Source organism: Rubrivivax sp. JA1026 (assembly GCF_011065555.1).
Taxonomy (GTDB): Bacteria; Pseudomonadota; Gammaproteobacteria; order Burkholderiales; family Burkholderiaceae_C; genus Rubrivivax; species Rubrivivax benzoatilyticus.
On record NZ_JAALCQ010000003.1, the window covers coordinates 292,174 to 312,628 of the forward strand.

At 72.8% G+C, this 20,455-nt stretch carries 22 protein-coding genes; 15 read left to right on the forward strand and 7 right to left on the reverse strand.

Annotated elements, in window-relative coordinates; all coding sequences use genetic code 11:
* Positions 1–10: 10 nt before the first annotated feature.
* Positions 11–1,567, reverse strand: a complete 1,557-nt coding sequence (murJ, locus tag G5B56_RS07855) for a murein biosynthesis integral membrane protein MurJ (RefSeq protein WP_009857364.1) — start codon at positions 1,565–1,567, stop codon at positions 11–13.
* A 138-nt stretch (positions 1,568–1,705) separates the two neighbouring features.
* On the opposite strand from murJ, the gene rpsT reads away from it, so the two are divergent.
* Positions 1,706–2,008 (forward strand): 30S ribosomal protein S20, encoded by a 303-nt coding sequence (rpsT, locus tag G5B56_RS07860; RefSeq protein ID WP_009857365.1) that lies wholly within the window; start codon positions 1,706–1,708, stop codon positions 2,006–2,008.
* An 81-nt stretch (positions 2,009–2,089) separates the two neighbouring features.
* Here the strand turns inward: rpsT and G5B56_RS07865 are convergent, their stop codons facing one another.
* The gene (locus tag G5B56_RS07865) at positions 2,090–2,410 is read right to left on the reverse strand and encodes a DUF3579 domain-containing protein (protein WP_009857366.1); all 321 of its coding nucleotides are present in this window, start codon (positions 2,408–2,410) and stop codon (positions 2,090–2,092) included.
* Between the two features lie 189 nt (positions 2,411–2,599).
* Here G5B56_RS07865 and G5B56_RS07870 point away from each other — a divergent pair, with 189 nt between their 5' ends.
* Positions 2,600–3,805 (forward strand): aspartate aminotransferase family protein, encoded by a 1,206-nt coding sequence (locus G5B56_RS07870; protein ID WP_164962831.1) that lies wholly within the window; start codon positions 2,600–2,602, stop codon positions 3,803–3,805.
* Positions 3,802–4,734: an ornithine carbamoyltransferase gene (argF, locus tag G5B56_RS07875; protein ID WP_029718782.1), complete on the forward strand. Its 933-nt coding sequence runs from the start codon at positions 3,802–3,804 to the stop codon at positions 4,732–4,734. The genes G5B56_RS07870 and argF overlap by 4 nt, the downstream gene beginning before the upstream one ends.
* A gap of 147 nt (positions 4,735–4,881) precedes the next feature.
* Here argF and G5B56_RS07880 read toward each other — a convergent pair whose 3' ends face one another.
* Together G5B56_RS07880 and G5B56_RS07885 are read right to left on the reverse strand one after the other, a co-directional pair.
* Positions 4,882–5,223, reverse strand: coding sequence for an HPF/RaiA family ribosome-associated protein (locus G5B56_RS07880; RefSeq protein WP_009857369.1), 342 nt, complete (start codon positions 5,221–5,223; stop codon positions 4,882–4,884).
* A 57-nt stretch (positions 5,224–5,280) separates the two neighbouring features.
* Positions 5,281–5,664 carry a hypothetical protein gene (locus G5B56_RS07885; RefSeq protein ID WP_009857370.1) on the reverse strand — a complete coding sequence of 128 codons (384 nt, stop codon included), beginning with the start codon at positions 5,662–5,664 and terminating at the stop codon, positions 5,281–5,283.
* A 62-nt stretch (positions 5,665–5,726) separates the two neighbouring features.
* Between G5B56_RS07885 and G5B56_RS07890 the strand changes: the two genes are divergently transcribed.
* The 12 genes from G5B56_RS07890 to G5B56_RS07945 all read left to right on the forward strand — a co-directional run bounded on the left by G5B56_RS07890 (position 5,727) and on the right by G5B56_RS07945 (position 18,024).
* On the forward strand, positions 5,727–6,476 hold the full coding sequence (locus tag G5B56_RS07890) for an SDR family oxidoreductase (protein WP_164962832.1): 750 nt from the start codon (positions 5,727–5,729) through the stop codon (positions 6,474–6,476).
* Between the two features lie 132 nt (positions 6,477–6,608).
* Positions 6,609–7,469: a fumarylacetoacetate hydrolase family protein gene (locus G5B56_RS07895; protein WP_009857372.1), complete on the forward strand. Its 861-nt coding sequence runs from the start codon at positions 6,609–6,611 to the stop codon at positions 7,467–7,469.
* Between the two features lie 129 nt (positions 7,470–7,598).
* Complete coding sequence (locus tag G5B56_RS07900; RefSeq protein ID WP_009857373.1) at positions 7,599–8,342, forward strand: metallophosphoesterase; 744 nt, start codon at positions 7,599–7,601, stop codon at positions 8,340–8,342.
* Complete coding sequence (locus G5B56_RS07905; protein WP_164962833.1) at positions 8,332–9,780, forward strand: bifunctional serine/threonine-protein kinase/universal stress protein; 1,449 nt, start codon at positions 8,332–8,334, stop codon at positions 9,778–9,780. Before G5B56_RS07900 ends, G5B56_RS07905 begins: the two co-directional genes overlap by 11 nt.
* A complete protein-coding gene (locus tag G5B56_RS07910) occupies positions 9,777–10,103 on the forward strand; it encodes a YkgJ family cysteine cluster protein (RefSeq protein WP_009857375.1) in 327 nt (108 codons plus the stop codon). Before G5B56_RS07905 ends, G5B56_RS07910 begins: the two co-directional genes overlap by 4 nt.
* 5 nt (positions 10,104–10,108) lie before the next feature.
* Positions 10,109–10,741 carry an arylformamidase gene (kynB, locus tag G5B56_RS07915; RefSeq protein WP_009857376.1) on the forward strand — a complete coding sequence of 211 codons (633 nt, stop codon included), beginning with the start codon at positions 10,109–10,111 and terminating at the stop codon, positions 10,739–10,741.
* Positions 10,738–11,997, forward strand: coding sequence for a kynureninase (gene kynU, locus G5B56_RS07920; RefSeq protein ID WP_164962834.1), 1,260 nt, complete (start codon positions 10,738–10,740; stop codon positions 11,995–11,997). The genes kynB and kynU overlap by 4 nt, the downstream gene beginning before the upstream one ends.
* 89 nt (positions 11,998–12,086) lie before the next feature.
* Positions 12,087–12,683: a hypothetical protein gene (locus G5B56_RS07925; RefSeq protein WP_009857378.1), complete on the forward strand. Its 597-nt coding sequence runs from the start codon at positions 12,087–12,089 to the stop codon at positions 12,681–12,683.
* Positions 12,684–12,769: 86 nt separating this feature from the next.
* Positions 12,770–14,584 carry an aminopeptidase P family protein gene (locus tag G5B56_RS07930; RefSeq protein ID WP_164962835.1) on the forward strand — a complete coding sequence of 605 codons (1,815 nt, stop codon included), beginning with the start codon at positions 12,770–12,772 and terminating at the stop codon, positions 14,582–14,584.
* A gap of 105 nt (positions 14,585–14,689) precedes the next feature.
* On the forward strand, positions 14,690–15,373 hold the full coding sequence (locus G5B56_RS07935; protein WP_164962836.1) for an NAD(P)H-binding protein: 684 nt from the start codon (positions 14,690–14,692) through the stop codon (positions 15,371–15,373).
* A 17-nt stretch (positions 15,374–15,390) separates the two neighbouring features.
* Entirely contained in the window at positions 15,391–16,746 is a 1,356-nt protein-coding gene (locus tag G5B56_RS07940) for an MBL fold metallo-hydrolase RNA specificity domain-containing protein (RefSeq protein ID WP_164962837.1), read from the forward strand.
* Between the two features lie 3 nt (positions 16,747–16,749).
* Positions 16,750–18,024 (forward strand): DUF4010 domain-containing protein, encoded by a 1,275-nt coding sequence (locus G5B56_RS07945; RefSeq protein ID WP_164962838.1) that lies wholly within the window; start codon positions 16,750–16,752, stop codon positions 18,022–18,024.
* Here G5B56_RS07945 and G5B56_RS07950 read toward each other — a convergent pair whose 3' ends face one another.
* From G5B56_RS07950 to ypfH, 3 genes are read right to left on the reverse strand one after another with little or no spacing between them, the layout of a single operon-like run.
* A complete protein-coding gene (locus G5B56_RS07950) occupies positions 18,025–18,858 on the reverse strand; it encodes a 2OG-Fe(II) oxygenase (RefSeq protein WP_164962839.1) in 834 nt (277 codons plus the stop codon).
* Between the two features lie 52 nt (positions 18,859–18,910).
* Entirely contained in the window at positions 18,911–19,696 is a 786-nt protein-coding gene (gene yaaA, locus G5B56_RS07955; RefSeq protein WP_164962840.1) for a peroxide stress protein YaaA, read from the reverse strand.
* 10 nt (positions 19,697–19,706) lie between these two features.
* Positions 19,707–20,408: an esterase gene (gene ypfH / locus G5B56_RS07960; protein WP_009855388.1), complete on the reverse strand. Its 702-nt coding sequence runs from the start codon at positions 20,406–20,408 to the stop codon at positions 19,707–19,709.
* Positions 20,409–20,455 lie beyond the last annotated feature (47 nt).

A 20,455-nucleotide genomic window follows, 5' to 3' on the forward strand; every position in this document is an offset into this window, starting at 1 on the left:
CCAGTGTAGGTCAGCCACGGCGCACGAACTGCCGCAGCTTCAGCCCGGAGGCGGCCAGCAGCGCGAAGTAGCCCGCGGCCACCGAGGCCAGCACCAGCGCCATCCAGCCGGCGCGCTGGCCGTAGTGCGACTGCAGGCCGATCCAGTCGATCGTGCGCGCCGCCCAGACCAGCGCCGCACCGAGCGCGGCACAGGCCAGGCCGACGCGCAGCGCGAAGCCGCCCCAGCCCGGCCGCGGCGTGTAGACGCCCTTCTTCAGCAGCCCGAACAGCAGCAGCCCGGCGTTGAGCAGCGCGCCCAGGCCGATCGACAGCGCCAGCCCGGCGTGGCCGATCAGCGGCACGAACAGCGCGTTCATCAGCTGCGTGCAGACGAGCACCAGCACCGCGATCTTCACCGGCGTGCGCGTGTCCTGGCGGGCGTAGAAGCCCGGCGCCAGCACCTTGATGGCCACCAGCCCCATCAGGCCGACGCCGTAGCCCATCAGCGCATGCACGGTCTGCGACACGTCGCGCGCGTCGAAGGCGCCGTAGTGGAACAGCACCGCGACCAGCGCCTTCGGGAAGACGATCAGCGCGATCGCGCAGGGCAGCGCCAGCATCACCACCAGCCGCAAACCCCAGTCGAGCATGTCCGAATAGGCCTGGGCGTCCTCGCGCCCCTTGGCCGCCGCCAGCTGCGGCAGCAGCACGACGCCCAGCGCCACGCCCAGCAGCGCCGTCGGGAACTCCATCAGCCGGTCGGCATAGGTCAGCCAGGACACCGCGCCGACGCCGACGTGCGAGGCGATCTGGGTGTTGATGACCAGCGAGATCTGCGCCACCGACACGCCCAGCAGCGCCGGCCCCATCAGCGTCAGCACGCGGCGCACGCCGGGGTGGCGCCAGGCCGCACGCAGCCGCGCCGGCGTCAGCCCGATGCGCGGCATCAGCCCCAGCCGGCGCAGCGCCGGGACCTGCACCGCCGCCTGCAGCACGCCGCCGAGCGCGACGCCGCCAGCCAGCGCGAGCACCGGCTCCAGGCCCCAGCCCGCCATGCGCGGCGCCAGCAGCGCCGCCGCGGCGATGACCGACAGGTTCAGCAGCACCGGCGTCATCGCCGGCACCGCGAAACGCTTCCAGGTGTTCAGGATGCCGGCAGCCAGCGCCACCATCGACATGAAGCCGATGTAGGGGAACATCCAGCGTGTCATCAGCACCGCGAGGTCCAGGCGCTCGAGCCCCGAGGCCATGAGCCAGACCAGGATCGGCGCGCCGGCGACGCCGAGCACGCAGGTCGCCAGCAGCACCCAGGCGAGCACGGTGGCCACCGAGTCGATCAGCGCGTGCGTCGCCGCGTCGCCCTCCTTCTCCCGCGTGGCCGCCAGCAGCGGCACGAAGGCCTGCGAGAACGCGCCTTCGGCGAACAGCCGGCGGAACAGGTTGGGGATGCGGAAGGCGACGTTGAACGCGTCGGTCGCGGCGCTGGCGCCGAAGAAGCCGGCGATCAGCTGGTCGCGCACGAGGCCGGTGACGCGCGAGGCGAGCGTCAGCAGCGAGACGGTGGAGGCGGCCCGGAGAAGGTTCACGGGGGACGACGATGGGGCGCTAAGGCCCGAAGCCGGGTCGGCCCGCATTATAGGCAGCGCAAGCACCGGGCTGGCGGACAGGCCGAAGGAGTGCTATACTCGACGGTCTTTGCACCACCCGAACCGCCAAAGAACCGCATGGCCACCTCGTCCAAAGCCAAGAAGAAGACCGTCCGCCTCGCTTCGGGCCGCAAGCGCGCCCGTCAGGACGTCAAGCTCAACGCGCACAACTCGTCGCTGCGTTCGCGTTTTCGCACCGTCGTGAAGAACGTGCAGAAGGCCGTCGTCGCCGGTGACAAGACCGTCGCCACCGACACCTTCAAGTCCGCGCAGAGCGTCATCGACTCGGTCGCCGACAAGGGCATCTTCCACAAGAACAAGGCTGCCCGCCTGAAGAGCCGCCTGGCCGCCAAGGTCAAGGCGCTGGCGCTCGCCGCCTAAGACGGTTTCTCGGGTGTTGAACGAAGGGCCTGCGCAAGCAGGCCCTTTTGTTTTGGCGCGGCGAGAACAGCGCCGACGCCTTCAGCCCGCCGCCGCGCCCGGCTCGCAGTCGACGACCTGCAGTTCGTTGTCGCGCGCGAAGTTCATCACGAAGTCCCAGGCCATCGGCTCGATGTCCTTCAGCGCCTCGCTGACGAAGACGCACTTGACGCCGTCGACGAGGCGCGGAACGCAGTACGGGGAGTAGCCGATGTGGGCGCCGATCGCGCTGCCGCGCGGGCGGAAGCTGGACATCGCGCCGGCCAGTCGTTCGGCCCAGTCGCTCGGGCGGAAGGTGCGACCGGCGGTCGTGAGCCCCCGGATATACAGCCTGCGCGGCGTCTTCGTTTGGATCTGCGTCATCGGCAACGCAAGATTGTGCCCGCATTCGCTCGCCGACTCTTGCGATCGGCTTACGCCGCCAGCCCCGGAATCGGCACCCCGGGTCGCCCCTTAGAATCGAACGCCCGACCGGCGCCCGACCTCGCGCAACTGCGTCGAAGTCCTGGCGCCGGTCTTCGTTTTCGCCTTCTGGAGCGACAAGGAACCTCGATGACCGCTGCCCCTGCCCCCTCCGCGCCGATGCCGCACGTGATGAACACCTACGGGCGACTGCCCGTCGCGCTGTCGCACGGGCGAGGCTGCCGAGTCTGGGACACCGAGGGCCGCGAATACCTCGACGCGCTGGCCGGCATCGCCGTCAACACGCTGGGCCATGCGCACCCGTTGCTGGTATCGGCGCTGCAGGAGCAGGTCGGCCGGCTGATCCACACGTCCAACTACTACCAGGTGCCGCTGCAGGAGACGCTGGCCGCGAAGCTGTGCGAGCTGTCGGGCCTGGACGTCGCGTTCTTCTGCAACTCGGGGCTGGAAGCCAACGAGGCGGCGCTGAAGATCGCGCGCAAGTTCGGCCACGACAAAGGCATCGAGCGCCCCGAGATCATCGTCTACGAGCGCGCCTTCCACGGCCGCTCGATCGCCACGCTGTCGGCCACCGGCAACCCGAAGGTGCAGGCCGGCTTCGGCCCGCTGGTCGAAGGTTTCGTGCGCGTGCCGCTGAACGATCTGGCCGCCGTCGAAGAGGTCGCGCGCACCAACCCGAACGTCGTCGCCGTGTTCCTCGAGACCATCCAGGGCGAAGGCGGCATCAACCCGGCGCGCGGCGAGTACCTGCAGGGCCTGCGCCGCATCTGCGACGAACGCGACTGGCTGCTGATGCTCGACGAGGTGCAGTGCGGCATCGGCCGCACCGGCCGGTGGTTCGCGCACCAGTGGGCCGGCATCCGCCCCGACGTGATGCCGCTGGCCAAGGGCCTGGGCTCGGGCGTGCCGATCGGCGCCGTCGTCGCCGGCCCGCGTGCGGCCACGGTGCTGGGCCCGGGCAACCACGGCACGACCTTCGGCGGCAACCCGCTGGCGATGCGCGCCGGCGTCGAGACGCTGCGCATCATGGAGGAGGGCGGCCTGCTGGCGAACGCCCACGCGATGGGCGAGTTGCTGCGCGCCGAGCTCCAGCGTGCGCTGGCGGGCACCGCCGGCGTCGTCGAGTTCCGCGGCCAGGGCCTGATGCTGGGCATCGAGCTCGACCGTCCGTGCGGCGTGCTGATCGGCCGCGCGGCGGAGGCCGGACTGCTGATCAGCGTCACCGCCGACCGCGTGATCCGGCTGCTGCCGCCGCTGATCGTCACCGCCGACGAGGTGCACGAGATCGTCGCCCGCCTCGCCCCGCTGGTCCAGGCCTTCCTGTCCGAAGCATGAAACCGGGTTACTCGCTGATGAAGCACTACCTCCAGTTCAAGGACCTCCGCGCCGAGGAGTACGCCTACCTGTTCGAGCGCGCGCGCATCATCAAGACGCGCTTCAAGAACTACGAGAAGTACCAGCCGCTGGTCGACCGCACGCTGGCGATGATCTTCGAGAAGGCCAGCACGCGCACCCGCGTCAGCTTCGAGGCCGGCATGTACCAGATGGGCGGCTCGGTCGTGCACCTGACAACCGGCGACAGCCAGCTCGGCCGCGCCGAGCCGATCGAGGACAGCGCGCGCGTCATCAGCCGCATGGTCGACATCGTGATGATCCGCACCTTCGAGCAGGCCAAGATCGAGCGCTTCGCGGCGCACTCGCGCGTGCCGGTCATCAACGGGCTGACCAACGAGTTCCACCCGTGCCAGATCCTGGCCGACCTCTTCACCTACATCGAGCACCGCGGCTCGATCGAAGGCAAGGTCGTGGCCTGGGTCGGCGACGGCAACAACATGGCCAACACCTGGCTGCAGGCGGCCGAGATCCTGGGCTTCACGGTGCACGTCAGCACGCCCGGCGGCTACGAGGTCGACCCGGCGCTGGCCGGCATCCGCGACAGCGGCTGCTACAAGGTCTTCGCCGACCCGCGCGAAGCCTGCCGCGGCGCGCACCTGGTGACGACCGACGTCTGGACGAGCATGGGCTACGAAGCCGAGAACGAGGCCCGCCGCACGGCCTTCGCCGACTGGTGCGTCGACGCCGGCATGATGGCCGCCGCCCAGCCCGACGCGCTGTTCATGCACTGCCTGCCGGCGCACCGCGGCGAGGAGGTCAGCGCCGAGGTCATCGACGGGCCGCAGTCCGTCGTCTGGGACGAAGCCGAGAATCGAATGCACGTGCAGAAGGCACTGATGGAGTACCTTCTGCTCGGCCGGATCGGCTGAGACGCCGCCGGTCCGGGGTCAGGTCTCGCACGCAGGTCCGGGGTCAGGTCTCGCAAGACCTGACCCCTTCATCCTAGACCTGCCCCCTCCATCCTCTTCACCCAGCGGATGGAACAAGGGCCGGCTTTCGCCGGCCCTTTTGCTTGCTCAGCCGCCGCGGATCGAGTCGCGGGCGTGCTGGTCGCGCGCCTTGCCGAGCGTCGAGTCGACGACCCGCAGCAGCTTGTCCAGCGCGCCGGTGAAGGCGTCGGCAACCCGCTGCGCGTCGTGGCTGGCGGCCACCGGCTGGCGGCCGGCCAGGCGTGCCTCGAGCGTGCAGCGCTTGTCGGCGTCGCCGGCGCGCGAGGCGTTGACGTCGGCAAGGTGCACCTCGACCCGCGTGACGATGTCGCCGAAACGCTCCAGCTTGGCCTTGATCTCGCGCTCGGCCCAGGCGGTGAGCGTGTCGTCGTTCTGAACGTGGTTGTCGGTGTTGACCTGGACTTGCATGCGTCTTTCTCCTCGTGGGTCGGGCCGGCGCGGCGGCCGGCGTCTCGGGCGCGGCGGCTAGCCGCGCACGAACATCGTCACCAGCGGCTCGTCGCCGACCTGGCGGCTGCGGTGACCGTGCAGCGCGGGGTCGAACGTGGCGCCTTCGGGCAGCACGTCGGCCGAATAGAAGTGCTCGCCGGGACCGAAGACCCGCGACGTGCCGTCCTGCAGGCCGATCTCCATCGCCCCGCGCAGCACGACCAGCCATTGCGGCGTCGTCGTGCAGTGGAACGTGCTGGCAAAGCCCACCGGACTCTCGCGCAGCTGCACGCCGGCAGCCGGCAGCAGCGGCGACAGCCGCGCCGCGGGCGTGCCTTCGCTCAGCTCGACGGGCTCGTCGCGAAAGCGCGCGCGGCCGTCGGTGTCGGTGTAGAGAACGGTCTTCGTGAAGATGGCCATGCCCCATTGTGGTCCCGCGGCCGCCACAATCGCCGGCACCCCAGCCCGACAGGAGGTTACCCATGGACCGCATCGCGCTCGTCACCGGCGCCGGCAGCGGCATCGGCCAGGCCTGCGCGGCGGCGCTGCTGGCCGACGGCTGGCAGGTCGTCTACGCCGGCCGCCGGCTCGACCGCCTCGAAGCGGCGATCGCCGCGACCGGCGAACACGCCGCACGCGCCCAGGCCGTGGCCTGCGACGTCGCCGACGAAGCCTCGGTCGCGGCGCTGTTCGACACGGTGCGCACGCGCCACGGCCGGCTGGACCTGCTGTTCAACAACGCCGGCGCGTTCCCGCCGGCGGCGACACCCGACGAGCTCGGCGCCGGCGCCTGGCGCCAGGCCGTCGACGTCAACCTCAACGGCGCCTTCTACTGCCTGGCCGCGGCCTTCGCGCTGATGCGCAGCCAGCAGCCGATGGGCGGGCGCATCATCAACAACGGCTCGATCTCGGCGCACGCGCCGCGGCCGGGCTCGATCGCCTACACCGCGACCAAGCACGCCATCACCGGGCTGACACGCGCCGCAGCACTCGACGGCCGCGCCTTCGACATCGCCGTCGGCCAGATCGACATCGGCAACGTCGAGACCGACATGACCGAGCGCATGGCGCGCGGCGTGATGCAGGCCGACGGCAGCCTGCGCGCCGAGCCGCGCATGGCGATGGACGCGGTGGTCCAGACCTTCATCGCGATGGCCCGCCTGCCGCTGTCGGCCAACGTGCTGTTCAGCACCGTGATGGCGACCAAGATGCCGTTCGTCGGCCGAGGCTGAGTGCACGCGCGGGGCTGAAACCGGGTCGTAACCCGCTTTTCGACCAAACCGCTACAGTCGTCCGCATCACCGCCCCATCGGGTGCGGCTGCCGGCGGCCACCCCTCGCCGGTGGTGGCATCCGCGTCCTCCGATGAAACTGCTGCGACACGGCCCCAAGGGCCATGAACGCCCCGCCGCGCTGGATGCCGACGGCCGGGTGCGAGATCTCTCCTCCCTGCTCGTCGACATCACGCCGGCCGTGCTGACGCCGGCCTCGCTGCAGCGGCTGCGCGGCATCGACCTGGCCTCGCTGCCCGAGGTGCCGCAGCAGCGCCTGGGCGTGCCCTGGGCCGGCATGGGCAAGTTCGTCTGCATCGGCCTGAACTACGCCGACCACGCCGCCGAGGCGGGCATGCCGATCCCGGCCGAGCCGGTGGTCTTCATGAAGCCGACCAGCGCCGCCGTCGGCGCCGAGCACCCGGTCGTGCTGCCGATCGACGCCACCAAGGGCGACTGGGAAGTCGAGCTCGGTGTCGTCATCGGCAGCACCGCACGCTGCGTCGACGAGGCTGACGCGCTGGCGCACGTCGCCGGCTACTGCGTCGTCAACGACGTCTCCGAACGTGCGCTGCAGCTCGAACGCGGCGGCACCTGGGACAAGGGCAAGGGCTGCGACACCTTCGGCCCGGTCGGCCCCTGGCTGGTCACCGCCGACGAGATCGCCGACCCGCAGGCGCTGGACCTGTGGCTGGACCTGAACGGCCAGCGTGTGCAGGCCGGCAACACGCGCACGATGGTCTTCGGCGTCGCCAAGCTGATCGCCTACCTGAGCCGCATCATGACGCTGTACCCCGGCGACCTGATCAGCACCGGCACGCCGCCGGGCGTCGGCATGGGCATGAAGCCGCCGCGTTTCCTGCAGCCCGGCGACACGATGCGCCTGGGCGTCGCCGGCCTCGGCGAGCAGCAGCAGAGCGTGCACGCCTGGAACCCCGAGCTGGTCGACGCCTGACCCTCGGCCGCGGGTGCCGCCCGCGGCGTTTCCCGGTTGCGCAAGAGCCGCGCCGCAGGGGATGATCGTCGGTCCCCGCGCGCGGCCAGCCGGCTGTCAGCCGGCGCGGGCACGATCCGCCACCGCCCGATGAAGTACGCGATCCTGACCGACCTGCACGCCAACCGCGAAGCGGTGGAAGCCGTGCTCGCGCACGCCGCCGGCCAGGACGTCGAGCGCTACGCGCTGCTCGGCGACTTCGTCGGCTACGGTGCCGACCCGGCCTGGGTCGTCGACCGGGTGCGCGAGCTGGTGCGCGCCGGCGCCGTCGCGGTGATGGGCAACCACGACCAGGCGGTGGTGCGCGGCCCGTCGCCGACGATGCGGCCCGACCCGCGCTATGTCGTCGAATGGACCCGCCAGCAGCTGGGCGTCGATCAGATCGACTTCCTGGCCTCGCTGCCGCTGGAGCGCCGCGAAGGCGAGCTGCTGTTCGTGCACGCCAACGCCTGGGCACCGGCCGAATGGGGCTACATCCAGGGCCGCAGCGAGGCCGTGCGCAGCATGGGCTCGACGGCCGCACGCATCACCTTCTGCGGCCACATGCACGAGCCCCAGCTGTACCACCTGTCGACGGTCGGCAAGGCCGGCGACTTCACGCCGACGGCCGGCATGCCGATCCCGCTGCTGCCGCCGCGCCAGTGGCTGGTCATCCCCGGCTCGGCCGGCCAGCCGCGCGACGGCGACCCGGCGGCCTGCTACGCCACCTTCGACGACGCCAGCGCCGAGCTGACCTACTGGCGCGTGCCCTACGACACCGAGACCGCCGGCGCGAAGATCCGCGCCGCCGAGCTGCCGCAGCGTCTCGCCGACCGCCTGGCCGATGGGCAATAGGCCGGCGCGCGTTGCACCGGCGGCGCTCGCGGCCGGCCAGGTCATCGACGGCTTCCGCCTCGAGGAGCGCCTGCACCAGGGCGGCATGGCGCACCTGTGGCGCGTGGTGCGTGTCGACGCCAACGGCGAGCCGGTGGCCGAGACGATGCCGCTGATCATGAAGGTGCCGCGCATCAAGGGCGGCGAAGACCCGGCGTCGATCGTCGGCTTCGAGGTCGAGCAGATGATCCTGCCGGCGCTCGCCGGCCCTCACGTGCCGAAGTACGTCGCGCGCGGCGACTTCACCCACGCCGCCTACATCGTGATGGAGCGCATCGCCGGCCCGTCGCTGCGCGCCCGGCTCGACGAGGCGCCGCTGCCGGTCGACGAGATCATCGAGATCGGCTCGCGTGTCGCCACCGCGCTGCACGACCTGCACCGCCAGCACCTGGTGCACCTGGACGTCAAGCCGAGCAACATCCTGCTGCGCCCGGACGGCACCGCGGTGCTCGTGGACTTCGGCCTGTCGCGCCACGACAAGCTGCCCGACCTGCTCGAAGAGGAGTTCGCGCTGCCGATGGGCACCGCGCCGTACATGTCGCCCGAGCAGGTGCAGTTCGTGCGCAGCGACCCGCGCAGCGACCTGTTCGCGCTCGGCGTCATGCTCTACCACTTCACCACCGGCCAGCGCCCGTTCGGCTCGCCGGAGAGCGTGCGCGGGCTGCGCAAGCGGCTCTACGTCGACCCGGTGCCGCCGCGTGCGCTGCGCCCCGACTGCCCGCCCTGGCTGCAGGAGGTCATCCTGAAGTGCCTGGAGGTGCGCCCCGAACGCCGCTACCAGAGTGCCGCGCAGCTCGCGCTGGACCTGCAGAACCCCGGCCAGGTGACGCTGACCGCACGTGCCGCACGCAGCCGCCAGAGCGGCGCGGTCAAGGTCTTCAAACGCTGGTTCTTCGCGCTCGGCGCCGAGTCCAGGCCGACGGCGCGCCTCGGCGCGGCCAGCCAGGTGGCCAAGAGCCCGATCGTCGTCGCCGCGGTCGACATCGACCACGCCACGCCCGAGCTGCTGGAGAAGATGCAGGACGCCGTGCGCCGCATCCTCGTCACCGAACCCGGCGCGCGCCTGGCCTGCGTCGGCGTGATGCGTGTCGCGCGCATCGGCCTGGACGACCTCGTCGACGCCGACGGCCAGAGCCGCCACGTCAAGCAGCTCGTCGGCCTGAAGCACTGGGCGCGGCCGCTGTCGCGCCAGGTCGAGCTCGACGACGGCCGCCTGACCTTCCACGTGCTCGAGGCGCCCGACGCCGCCGCCGCGCTGCTCGATTTCGCCGAGCGCAACCAGGTCGACCACATCGTGATGGGCGCGCGCGGCGCCGGCGCGCTGCGGCGCTACCTGGGCAGCGTCAGCTCGCAGGTCGTCGCGCGGGCCGACTGCACCGTGACGGTGGTGCGCGTTTGAACCCCTGCCTGACCTGCGGCGCCTGCTGCGCGAGCTGGCGCGTCGACTTCGACCGCGACGAATGGGGCGGTGCCGGCGGCATGGTGCCCGAGACGCTGGCCGAGGAGATCACCTCGCGCCTGTGCCGCATGCGCGGCACCGACCGCACGCCGCCGCGCTGCGCGGCGCTGGTCGGCAGCGTCGGCGTGCAGGCCTCCTGCGCGATCCACGAATGGCGGCCCTCGCCCTGCCGCGAGTTCGGCGCGCGCGCCAACCTCGGCATCGGTGACGACGCCTGCGACGCCGCGCGCCGCCGCCACGGGCTGGCGCCGCTGAACCCCTGAAGACGATGCACGCACCGCGGATCTGGGACCTCTCGCCACCGCTGCAACCCGGCAGCCCCGTCTTCCCCGGCGACGCGCCCTTCCACGCCGAGTGGGTGGCGCGCATCGGCCCGGGCTGCCCGGTCAACCTGCAGACGATCACCTTGTCGCCGCACACCGGCGCACACGCCGACGCGCCGCTGCACTACGACGATGCCGGCACGCCGGTCGGGCTGCTCGACCTCGAGCCCTACCTCGGCCGCTGCCGCGTGATCCACGCCATCGGCGCCGCACCCGTGGTGCGCTGGGCGCAGCTGCAGCACGCGCTCGACAAGCTGCCGCCACGCGTGCTGGTGCGCACCTACGCCCGCGCGCCCGACGCCTGGGACCCGGCGCTCGCCGGTTTCGAGCCCGAGGTGCTGGAGCGCCTGGCCGACCTCGGCGTGCGCCTGGTCGGCATCGACAGCGCCAGCGTCGACCCGGCCGACAGCAAGACGCTGGACGCGCACCAGGTGCTGCGCCGGCGCGGCCTGCGCGTGCTCGAGAACCTCGTGCTCGATGCCGTGCCCGAAGGCGACTACGAGCTGATCGCCCTGCCCCTCAAACTGGTCGCCGCCGACGCCTCGCCGGTGCGCGCCATCCTCCGAGAACTGCCATGACCCGAGACGACGCCCTGGCGCTGGACGCCCACGACCCGCTGGCCCCGCTGCGCGAGTTGTTCGCGCTGCCGCCCGGCACGATCTACCTCGACGGCAACTCGCTGGGCGTGCTGCCGAAGGCGACGCCGGCGCGCGTCGCCGAGGTCGTCACCGGCGAATGGGGCAGCGGGCTCATCGGCAGCTGGAACCAGGCCGGCTGGATCACGCTGCCGCAGCGTGTCGGCGACAAGATCGCGCGCCTGGTCGGCGCCGCGCCGGGCGAGCTGGTGGCCGCCGACTCGACCTCGGTCAACCTCTACAAGGTGCTGGCTGCGGCGCTGGCCATCGTGCGCGCCGACGCGCCGCAGCGCACGCGCATCGTCAGCGAGCGCAGCAACTTCCCGACCGACCTCTACATCGCCGAGTCGCTGGCCGCCGAGCGTGGGTTCGAACTGGTGCTGGTCGACACGCCCGAGGCGATCCCGGCGGCGCTGGACGAGCGCTGCGCCGTGCTGATGCTGACCCACGTGAACTACCGCACCGGGCGTTTGCACGACATGGCGGCGCTGACCCGCGCCGCGCACGCCGCCGGCGCGCTGGCCGTCTGGGACCTGGCGCACAGCGCCGGCGCGGTGCCGGTGGAGCTGAACGCCGCCGAGGCCGATTTCGCGATCGGATGCGGCTACAAGTTCCTCAACGGCGGCCCCGGCGCGCCGGCCTTCGTCTGGGCCCACCGCCGCCACGCCGGCCGCTTCGCCCAGCCGCTGTCGGGCTGGATGGGACACGCGGCGCCGTTCGAGTTCACGCCCGGCTACCGCCCGGCGCCGGGCATCGCGCGCTACCTCTGCGGCACACCGGCGATCCTGGCGCTGGCGGCGCTGGAATGCGGCGTCGACACCGTGCTCGCCGCCGAGCCCTTCGGCGGCATGGCGGCGCTGCGTGCCAAGTCGCTGGCGCTGACGCGGCTGTTCGCCGACGAGGTGCGTGTGCGCTGCCCGCAGCTGGTGCAGGTCTCGCCCGAGGCCGACGCCGAACGCGGCAGCCAGGTCTGCCTCACGGCGCGCGACGAGCCGGCGCTGGCCTACGCCACCGTGCAGGCGCTGATCGCGCGCGGCGTCATCGGCGACTTCCGCGCGCCCGACATCCTGCGTTTCGGCTTCACGCCGCTGTACCTGCGCCACGTCGACGCCTTCGACGCCGCGGTGCAGTTGGCCGAGGTGCTGGAGCGTGGCGAGTGGCGCCGGCCCGAGTTCAACCGGCGCCAAGCGGTGACCTGACACGAAATCCGGCCTGGATCAGGGTTTTCCCTAGGCTTAAAGCCGGAACAGAGCCTAAAGCACCGCGTTTTTCTGCCGATAGGCCCGACATGGGACCGCTTTCGCAGATCGACCGGAGCACGACGACGTTGAAAGACGCCGGCGTGTCGGTGCGTTCGGTGACGCCGGTCTCGGAAGTCGACACCGGCAGCGGCTCGGTGCGTGTGCGGCTGCGCGAACACCGCCAGACCGGCGACGCGACGGTCGACCAGGCGCTGGCCTCCAGCAGCCAGGCGGTGATGCGCACCGTCACCTACAGCTTCAACGAGGTGCCGGCGGCGTCGGCCAGCGTCGAGCAGCAGCAGTCGCGCAGCGCGTCGGACCGCCAGCGCGTGCGCGAGGCGCTGAACTACTACGCCACCGTCGCGCAGGTGAAGTTCGTCGAGGTGGGTGCCGGTGGCGACCTGCAGTACGCGGTGACCGCCGCGCCGTCACCCGCCCAGGTGCAGCAGCCCCGCAGCAGCGCCGAGACCCAGACCGACGATCCGGCCCGCGACGAGCGCCGCGATGCCGAGACTGCGGCCGCGCAGCAGCAGGCCACGGCCGAGGCGGCGACCAAGGTTCGGCAGTCGCAGCAGACCGACGACCTGCTCGGCCTGAACCTGCCCGACCCCGACGGCCTCGGCGGCCAGCCGGTCATCGGCTGAACGGCGCAAGGCCGTCCGTGCGGGCGGCGGCAGCGGCGGGAGGCGGCTCCTAGAATGCCGCGATCCCTCCTGGAGTACCTCCCCCCATGGACACCCGCACCTCCCCGGTCCGCCTGCGGATCGAACGGACGCGCGACGCGCTCGCCGCCGTCGGCGCCCACGCGCTGCTCGTCCCGTCGGCCGACCCGCATCTCTCCGAGTACCTGCCCGAACGCTGGCAGGGCCGCCAATGGCTCTCCGGCTTCACCGGCTCGATGGGCACGCTGGTCGTCACCGTCGACCGTGCCGCGCTGTTCGCCGACAGCCGCTACTGGGAGCAGGCCGCGGCCGAACTGCAGGGCAGCGGCATCGATCTCGAACGCATCCCGACCGGCAACGCCTCGGCGCACGTCGACTGGCTGGCCGCGCAGGTGCCCGAAGGCGCCAGCGTCGTCGTCGACGGCCAGGTGCTGGGTCTGGCCGCGGCCAAGGCGCTGCGTGCCGCGCTCGAGCCCAAGGGCGTGACGCTGCGCACCGACATCGACCTGCTCGATCGGATCTGGCCCGAGCGCCCGGCGCTGCCGGCCGAGCCCGTCGCCGAGCACCCGCTGCCCTACGCCAGCGTGGCGCGCACGGCCAAGCTGGCCGCGCTGCGCGAGGCGATGGCGGCCGCCGGCGCGACCCGGCATTTCGTCTCCACCGTCGACGACATCGCCTGGATCACCAACCTGCGCGGTCAGGACGTGTCCTACAACCCGGTGTTCCTGGCGCACCTGCTGGTCGCGGCCGACAGCGCGACGCTGTTCATCGGCGACGGCAAGATCGCCCCGGACCTGGCCGAGCGCCTGGCCGCCGACGGCTTCACGCTGGCGCCCTACGCCGGCGCCGGTGAAGCGCTGGCCGCGCTCGCCGAGACCGAGACGCTGCTGCTGGACCCGAAGCGTGTGACGCTGGGCCTGCGCGAGCGCGCGCGCTGCACGATCGTCGAGAAGATCAACCCGAGCACGCTGGCCAAGAGCCGCAAGACCGCCGAGGAAGCCCAGTTCACGCGCGAAGCGATGGCCGAGGACGGCGCCGCGATGTGCGAGTTCTACGCCTGGTTCGAAGGCGCGCTGGGCGACGAGCGCATCACCGAGCTGACGATCGACGAGAAGCTCGCCGCGGCGCGCTCGCGCCGTCCGGGCTCGATGGGCCCGAGCTTCGCGACGATCGCCGGCTTCGGCCCCAACGGCGCGATGCCGCACTACCGCGCCACCGAGGAGGCGCATGCCGTCGTCGAGGTCAAGCCCGGCGAAGGCACGCTGCTGCTGATCGACAGCGGCGGCCAGTACTTCGGCGGCACGACCGACATCACGCGCGTCTGGCCGATCGGCACGCTGACGGCGGCGATGAAACGCGACTACACGCTGGTGCTCAAGGGCACGATCGCGCTGTCGCGCGTGCGTTTCCCGCGTGGCACGCCGGGCCCGATGCTCGACGCGCTGGCGCGCGCGCCGCTGTGGGCCGAAGGCATCGAGTACGGCCACGGCACCGGCCACGGCGTCGGCTACTGCCTGGCGGTGCACGAGGGCCCGCAGACCATCAGCAAGGCCGTCGTCGAGCCGCAGATGGCGATCGAGCCGGGCATGATCACCTCGATCGAACCCGGCATCTACCGCCCCGGCCAGTGGGGCGTGCGCATCGAGAACCTGGTGCTCGCGGTACCCGCGGCCACCGCCGAGGACGGTCGCTTCGGCGAGTTCCTCGAGTTCGAGACGCTGACGCTGTGCCCGATCGACACGCGCTGCATCGAGCGCAGCCTGCTGCGTGCCGACGAGATCGACTGGCTCAACCGCTACCACGCGACGGTGCGCGAGCGCCTGGCGCCCAAGCTCTCGGGGGCCGCGCTGGCCTGGCTGAAGGCACGCACCGAGGCGATCTGAGCGTCAACTTGGCACTCTGATCCGACGGCGCCGAAATGGCGCCGTTTTGACGTGCGACGAAAGGTCTTGCCGCCACGCGGCAGACCTCGCGGCTAGCATGGGCTCGTGACCATCCCCCAAGGCAGCGCGGCGCCCGCCGCGTGGCTGGCCGGCGCCACCGGGCTCGTCGGCCGCGAGATCGACCGGCTCTGGGCCGGCCCCGGGCCGCTGGTCCGCCTGGCGCGGCGGCCGTTGCCGGCGCGTGCCGGGCGCGTCGACGTCCTGGTCCCCGACTTCCTCGCCGCTGGCGCCTTCGCCGCGCTGCCGCCGGCCGAAGCCGCGTTCTGTGCGCTGGGCACGACGCGCGCCGCCGCCGGCTCCGACACCGCCTTCCGCGCCGTCGACCTCGACGCCGTGCTCGCCTTCGCGCGCGCCGCGCGTGCCGCCGGCGTGCGCCGCTTCGCGCTCGTGTCGGCGCTCGGCGCCGATGCCGCCTCGTCCAACCTGTACCTGCGCACCAAGGGCGAGGCCGAGGCCGCGCTCGAGGCCCTGGGCTTCGAGACGCTGGTCGTCGCCCGACCGTCGTTGCTGCTCGGCGAGCGCGGCACGCTCGGCCAGCTGCCGCGCCCCGGCGAAGCGCTGGCGCAGCGCCTGTCGCGGCCGCTGGCCAGGTGGATCCCGGCACGCTGGCGCCCGGTGGCCGCGGCCGACGTCGCCGCCGCGCTGCTGCGTGCAGTGGCTGCCGCGGCGCCCGGGCTGCATCGTCTCGAATCGGCCGCGCTGCAACCCGGCCGTCCCGTCCCCCGCTGAAGAGAAAGAACGACGACATGGATCTGCACTTCCTCGGCGCCGCCGACAGCGTGACCGGCTCGCGCCACCGCGTGGACCTCGGCGGCCAGCGCCTGCTGCTCGACTGCGGCCTGTTCCAGGGCTTCAAGGTGCTGCGCGAGCGCAACTGGCAGACGCCGCCGCAGGCGCTGCTCGACGCCGAGGCCGTGGTGCTGAGCCACGCCCACCTGGACCACAGCGGCTACCTGCCGGCGCTGGTCAAACACGGCTGGAAGGGCCGCATCTACGCCTCGCCCGCGACCTGCGCGCTGGCCGAGGTGCTGCTGCTGGACAGCGCCAAGCTGCAGGAGGAGGACGCGCGGCGCGCCAACAAGTTCGGCTACTCGCGCCACGAGAAGGCGCTGCCGCTGTACACGCGTGCCGACGCCGCGCGCGCCATCCAGCGCCTGACGCCGGTGGACACCGGCTCGGCGTTCAAGGTCGGCAGCGTCGCGGTGACGCTGACCCCGGTCGGCCACCTGCTCGGCGCCTGCGCGGTGACGCTGGACTGCCGCGGCGAGCGCCTCGTCTTCTCCGGCGACGTCGGCCGCAGCGTCGACCTGCTGATGCCGCCGCCGCAGGCGCTGCCCGAGGCCGACGTGCTGCTCGTCGAGTCGACCTACGGCAACCGCGCCCACGAGCAGGAGGATGTCGCCGCGCGCCTGGGCGAGATCGTGCGCGAGACGGTGCGCCGCGGCGGCTCGGTGCTGATGCCGACCTTCGCCGTCGGCCGCGCGCAGGCGCTGATGGTCGTGCTGCACCGCCTCAAGCGCGCCGGCCAGATCCCCAAGGACCTGCCGATCTTCCTCGACAGCCCGATGGCGGTGCAGGCCACCGAGCTGTACCGCCGTTTCGCCAAGGTGCTGCGCGTGAAACCCGCCGAGCTGAAGGCCGCCTGCGAAGGCGTGCGCATGGTCGAGACGCCGCAGCAGTCGATGCGCCTCACCTCGCACCGCTTCCCCTGCGTCATCCTGTCAGCCAGCGGCATGGCCACCGGCGGGCGCGTGCTGCACCACCTGAAGGCGATGGCGCCGTCGCCGCAGCACCACGTCGTGTTCCCCGGCTTCCAGGTCGGCGGCAGCCGCGGCGCGCGGCTCGTGGCCGGCGCCACCGAGGTCAAGATCCACGGCGAGTACGTGCCGGTGCGCTGCGAGGTCAGCCACCTCGAAGGCTTCTCCGGCCACGCCGACAGCGACGAGCTGATGGACTGGCTGCGCACGACACCCAAGGCGCCGCGCCAGACCTTCGTCGTGCACGGCGAACCCGACGCCGCCGACGCGCTGCGCGTGCGCATCCGCGACGAGCTGGGCTGGGCGGCGCGTGTGCCGCAGCACGGCGAGCAGGTCAGCGTCTAGGCGATGGGCCTCGACACCGCCTCCGCGCCGCTCGCGCTGGGCCTGCTGTCGGCGCTCGGCGGCGGGCTGCTGATCGGCCTGGAGCGCGAGCGCCGCAAGGGCAGCGGCCCCGACCGCGAGCCCGCCGGCATCCGCAGCTTCACGCTGGCCGCGCTGGCCGGCGCCATCGCCCAGGCGCTGGACGAGCCGCTGCTGGTGGCCTGCGGCGGCCTGGCGGTGCTGGCGCTGGCGGCGGTGGCCTACTGGCGCAGCCAGATCGTGCAGCGCAGCGCCGACCCGGGCATGACGACCGAGCTGGCGCTGTTCGTGACCTACCTCGTCGGCGTGCTGTCGATGCAGCAGCCGCCGGTGGGCGGCGGCGCGGCGGTCGTCATCGCGGTGCTGCTGGCGGCGCAGGCGCGGCTGCACCGCTTCGCGACGCGGGCGCTCAGCGAGGCCGAGCTGCACGACGCGCTACTGCTGGCGGCGCTGGTGCTGGTCGTGCTGCCGCTGCTGCCGGCCACGCCGGTGGCCTGGCTCGGCGGGCTGCAGCCGCGCACGCTGGGGCTGCTGGCGACGCTGATCCTGGTGCTGCAGGCCGGCGGCCACGTCGCGCTGCGGCTGTTCGGCGCCACCGCCGGCATGGCCTTGTCGGGGCTGCTGTCGGGCTTCGTCTCCAGCACCGCGACGATCGCGTCGATGGGCACACGCGTGCGCGCCGAGCCGGCGCTGGCGCGGGCCTGCGAAGCCGGCGCCGTGCTGTCCACCGCCGCCACCTGGGTGCTGGGGCTGGTCATCCTGACGGCGACCTCGCCGCCGCTGGCGGCGATGCTCGTGGTGCCGGCCGTCGTCGGCATCGCCGTCGCCGGGGCCGGCGGGCTGTGGCGCGCACGTGGCGCGCGCGGCACGGCGCCCGAGTCGTCCAAGGCCGGGCCGCTGCGCCCGCGCGAGGCGCTGCTGGTGGCCGTGCTGCTGGCCGGTGCGTCGCTGGGCGTCGGCTGGGCGCAGCGGCACTTCGGCGATGCCGGTGTGCTGGCCGGCGCGGCACTGACCGCGGTGGCCGACGCACACGCCGCCTGCGCCGCGCTCGGCGCGCTGGCCGGCGAGGGCCGGCTGGAACTGCAGGCCGCGGCTTACGGCGTGCTGGTGGCGATCACGACGAACTCGGTGACGCGCTCGATCACCGCCTTCGTCGCCGGCGGGCCGAAGTTCGGCGTCACGATCGCCGGCTCGCTGGCGGCGTCGACCGGCGCGGCCTGGGCGGCGTGGTGGGGCGTCAGCCGGCTGGCCGGCGCCTGATCAGACGAACACGCCTTCGCGCAGCCACTTCGTCGCCACCCACTTCTCGCCGTCGAGCACCGGTGCACCGCCGTGCAGCGTGCGGGTGGAGGCCAGCGGGCGCTCGTAGCTGAAGAAGACGGCGTTGCCCTTGATCGGCTGGACCTCCAGCCCGACCTCGGGGAAGGTCGTGGCGCCGCCGCCGGCCGGCGTGTTCAGGTAGATCACGACGGTGCCGACACGCTGGCCGCCGCGGCGCAGGATGTTCGCCGTGCCCGGGTGCGCCGGGTCGAAGAAGTCGTGGTGCGGCTTGTACTGCGCGCCGGGGCGGTAATGCAGCACCTGCAGGCCCTCGCCGCGCTCCACCGGCCAGTGCACCAGCTCGGCGATGCGGCGCTCGATGCGCTCGATCAGCGGCGTCTCGCCGCGCTCGAAGAACATGCCGTCGCTGGTGCGCGCGGCGTTGACCTCGCTGCCGCCGGTCGAGTTGTCCACCGTCTCCGAACGCAGCAGCCGCGGTTGCGCCAGCGCGACGAGCTCGTCGCACTCCTGCTCCGACAGCAGGCCGCCGAAGACGACGACGCGCGGCAGCGCCATCGTCGCCAGCACGTGCACCTCGCGGTCGCCGGCACGCAGCACGCCGGGGGCACCGGCCAGCGCCGGCTCGGGCACGGACGCGGCGCCCGCGGGCGCCGGGGCGGCAGCGGCCAGCGTAGCCTCCAGCGCGGCCCGCGCCACGTCCTCGGCCCAGCCGCTGCGTTTCATCGCCGCCAGCAGGTCCTCGGCGCGGCAGCCCGCGGCGGCCTGGGACAGGATCCAGCGGCGCAGTTCGGCGGTCACGGTCTGGGGGCTCATGGCGCGATTCTGCCGGCGCCGCCGTGCCGGCGGAACCCGCGCCGCGGCGCGCTCAGCCGCCCTGGCGGCGGCGGAACACCAGCCGGTCGGGCGACGACGCCTCGGCGTCGAAGGCGTAACCCTCGGCGGCGAAGCCCTTCAGCCGCGATGGCGTGCCGATGCGCTGCTGGATCGCCCAGCGTGCCATCAGCCCGCGCGCCCGCTTGGCGTGGAAGCTGACGATGCGCCAGCGATCCTGCTTCCATTCCTCGAACACGCAGTCGACGACACGCGCCTTCAGCGCCGGGCGCAGCGCGGCGCGCGAATACTCCTGCGACGCGAGGTTGACGACCACCGGCGCGGCCTCGTCGGCCTGGCGCTCGTTCAGGTGCTCGGCCAGCGTGTCGCCCCAGAAGGCGTAGAGGTCCTTGCCGCGCGCCGTGGCCACGGCCGTGCCCATCTCCAGCCGGTAGGGCTGCAGCCGGTCCAGCGGCCGCAGCACGCCGTACAGGCCCGAGAGGATGACGAGGTGCTGCTGCGCCCACGTGAGGTCGGCGGTGGCCAGCGAGCCGGCGTCCAGGCCTTCGTAGACGTCGCCGGCAAACGCCAGCACCGCCGGCTTGCTGTTGGCCGCCGTCGCCTCGGGCTCCCAGGCGCCGTAACGTGCGACGTTGAGCTGGGCCAGCGGGTCCGACAGCGACATCAGCGACGCCACCTCGGCCGGCGTCTTGGTGCGCATCACCTCGATCAGCTCGGCGGCGCGTTCGACGAACAGCGGGTCGCTCGCCTTGCGCGCGACGGCGGCGGGCACGGGGGTTTCGTAGTCCAGGCGCTTGGCCGGAGACAGCAGGTAGAGCATCGGGGCGGTGTCAGTGCAGAGGTTCGTCGTCGGCGCGCGCGCCCGGCGGCGCCGAGCCCAGGGCCTCGGCCCAGGTGCGCGCCGGGATGTGATGGCGCAGGCGGAAGATCGCGCGGTCCACCAGCGCCGGGTGCAGCACGTGGCCCAGGCCTTCGGCGATGTCCAGCGTCGCGTCGCCGTTCAGCCCGGCCAGCGTCTCGAAGGCGCGGCGCGCGTGCGCGGCGTCGATCACCGCGTCGGTGGCGCCGTGGAACAGGTGCAGCGTCGTCAGCCGCGGCGCCTGCGCCGGCAGGCGGGCGAAACGGCCCGAGAACGCGAGCACGCGCCCGGCCAGGCCGTCGCACTGCGCGGCCGTCTCCAGCGCCAGGATCGCGCCTTGCGAGAAGCCGGCGATCGCGGTGGCCGGCGCCGGCACGCCCAGGCGGCGCTGCTCGGCGCGCACCCAGCTCCACAGCGCCGGCAGCGCCTCGGCGACACGTTCGGGACGGTTGGTCTCGTCGATGCCGGCGACCGAGAACCACTGGCGGCCGGCACCGCCGCCGTCGAAAGCCTCGGGCGCGTCGGGCGCCAGCAGCGCGGCCTGCGGGAATTCATGGCGCAGCGCCTGCGCCAGCGCGGCCATCGATGCGCCGCTGGAGCCCACGCCGTGCAGCAGCAGGACGAGTTGTTCAGGCTCGCCCTGGGCCGGCAGGGATTCGATCGCGAGATGCATGAGGCGATTGTCCGCGTTCGAGGCGGGCCCCGCCGGCCCCGGGCGCA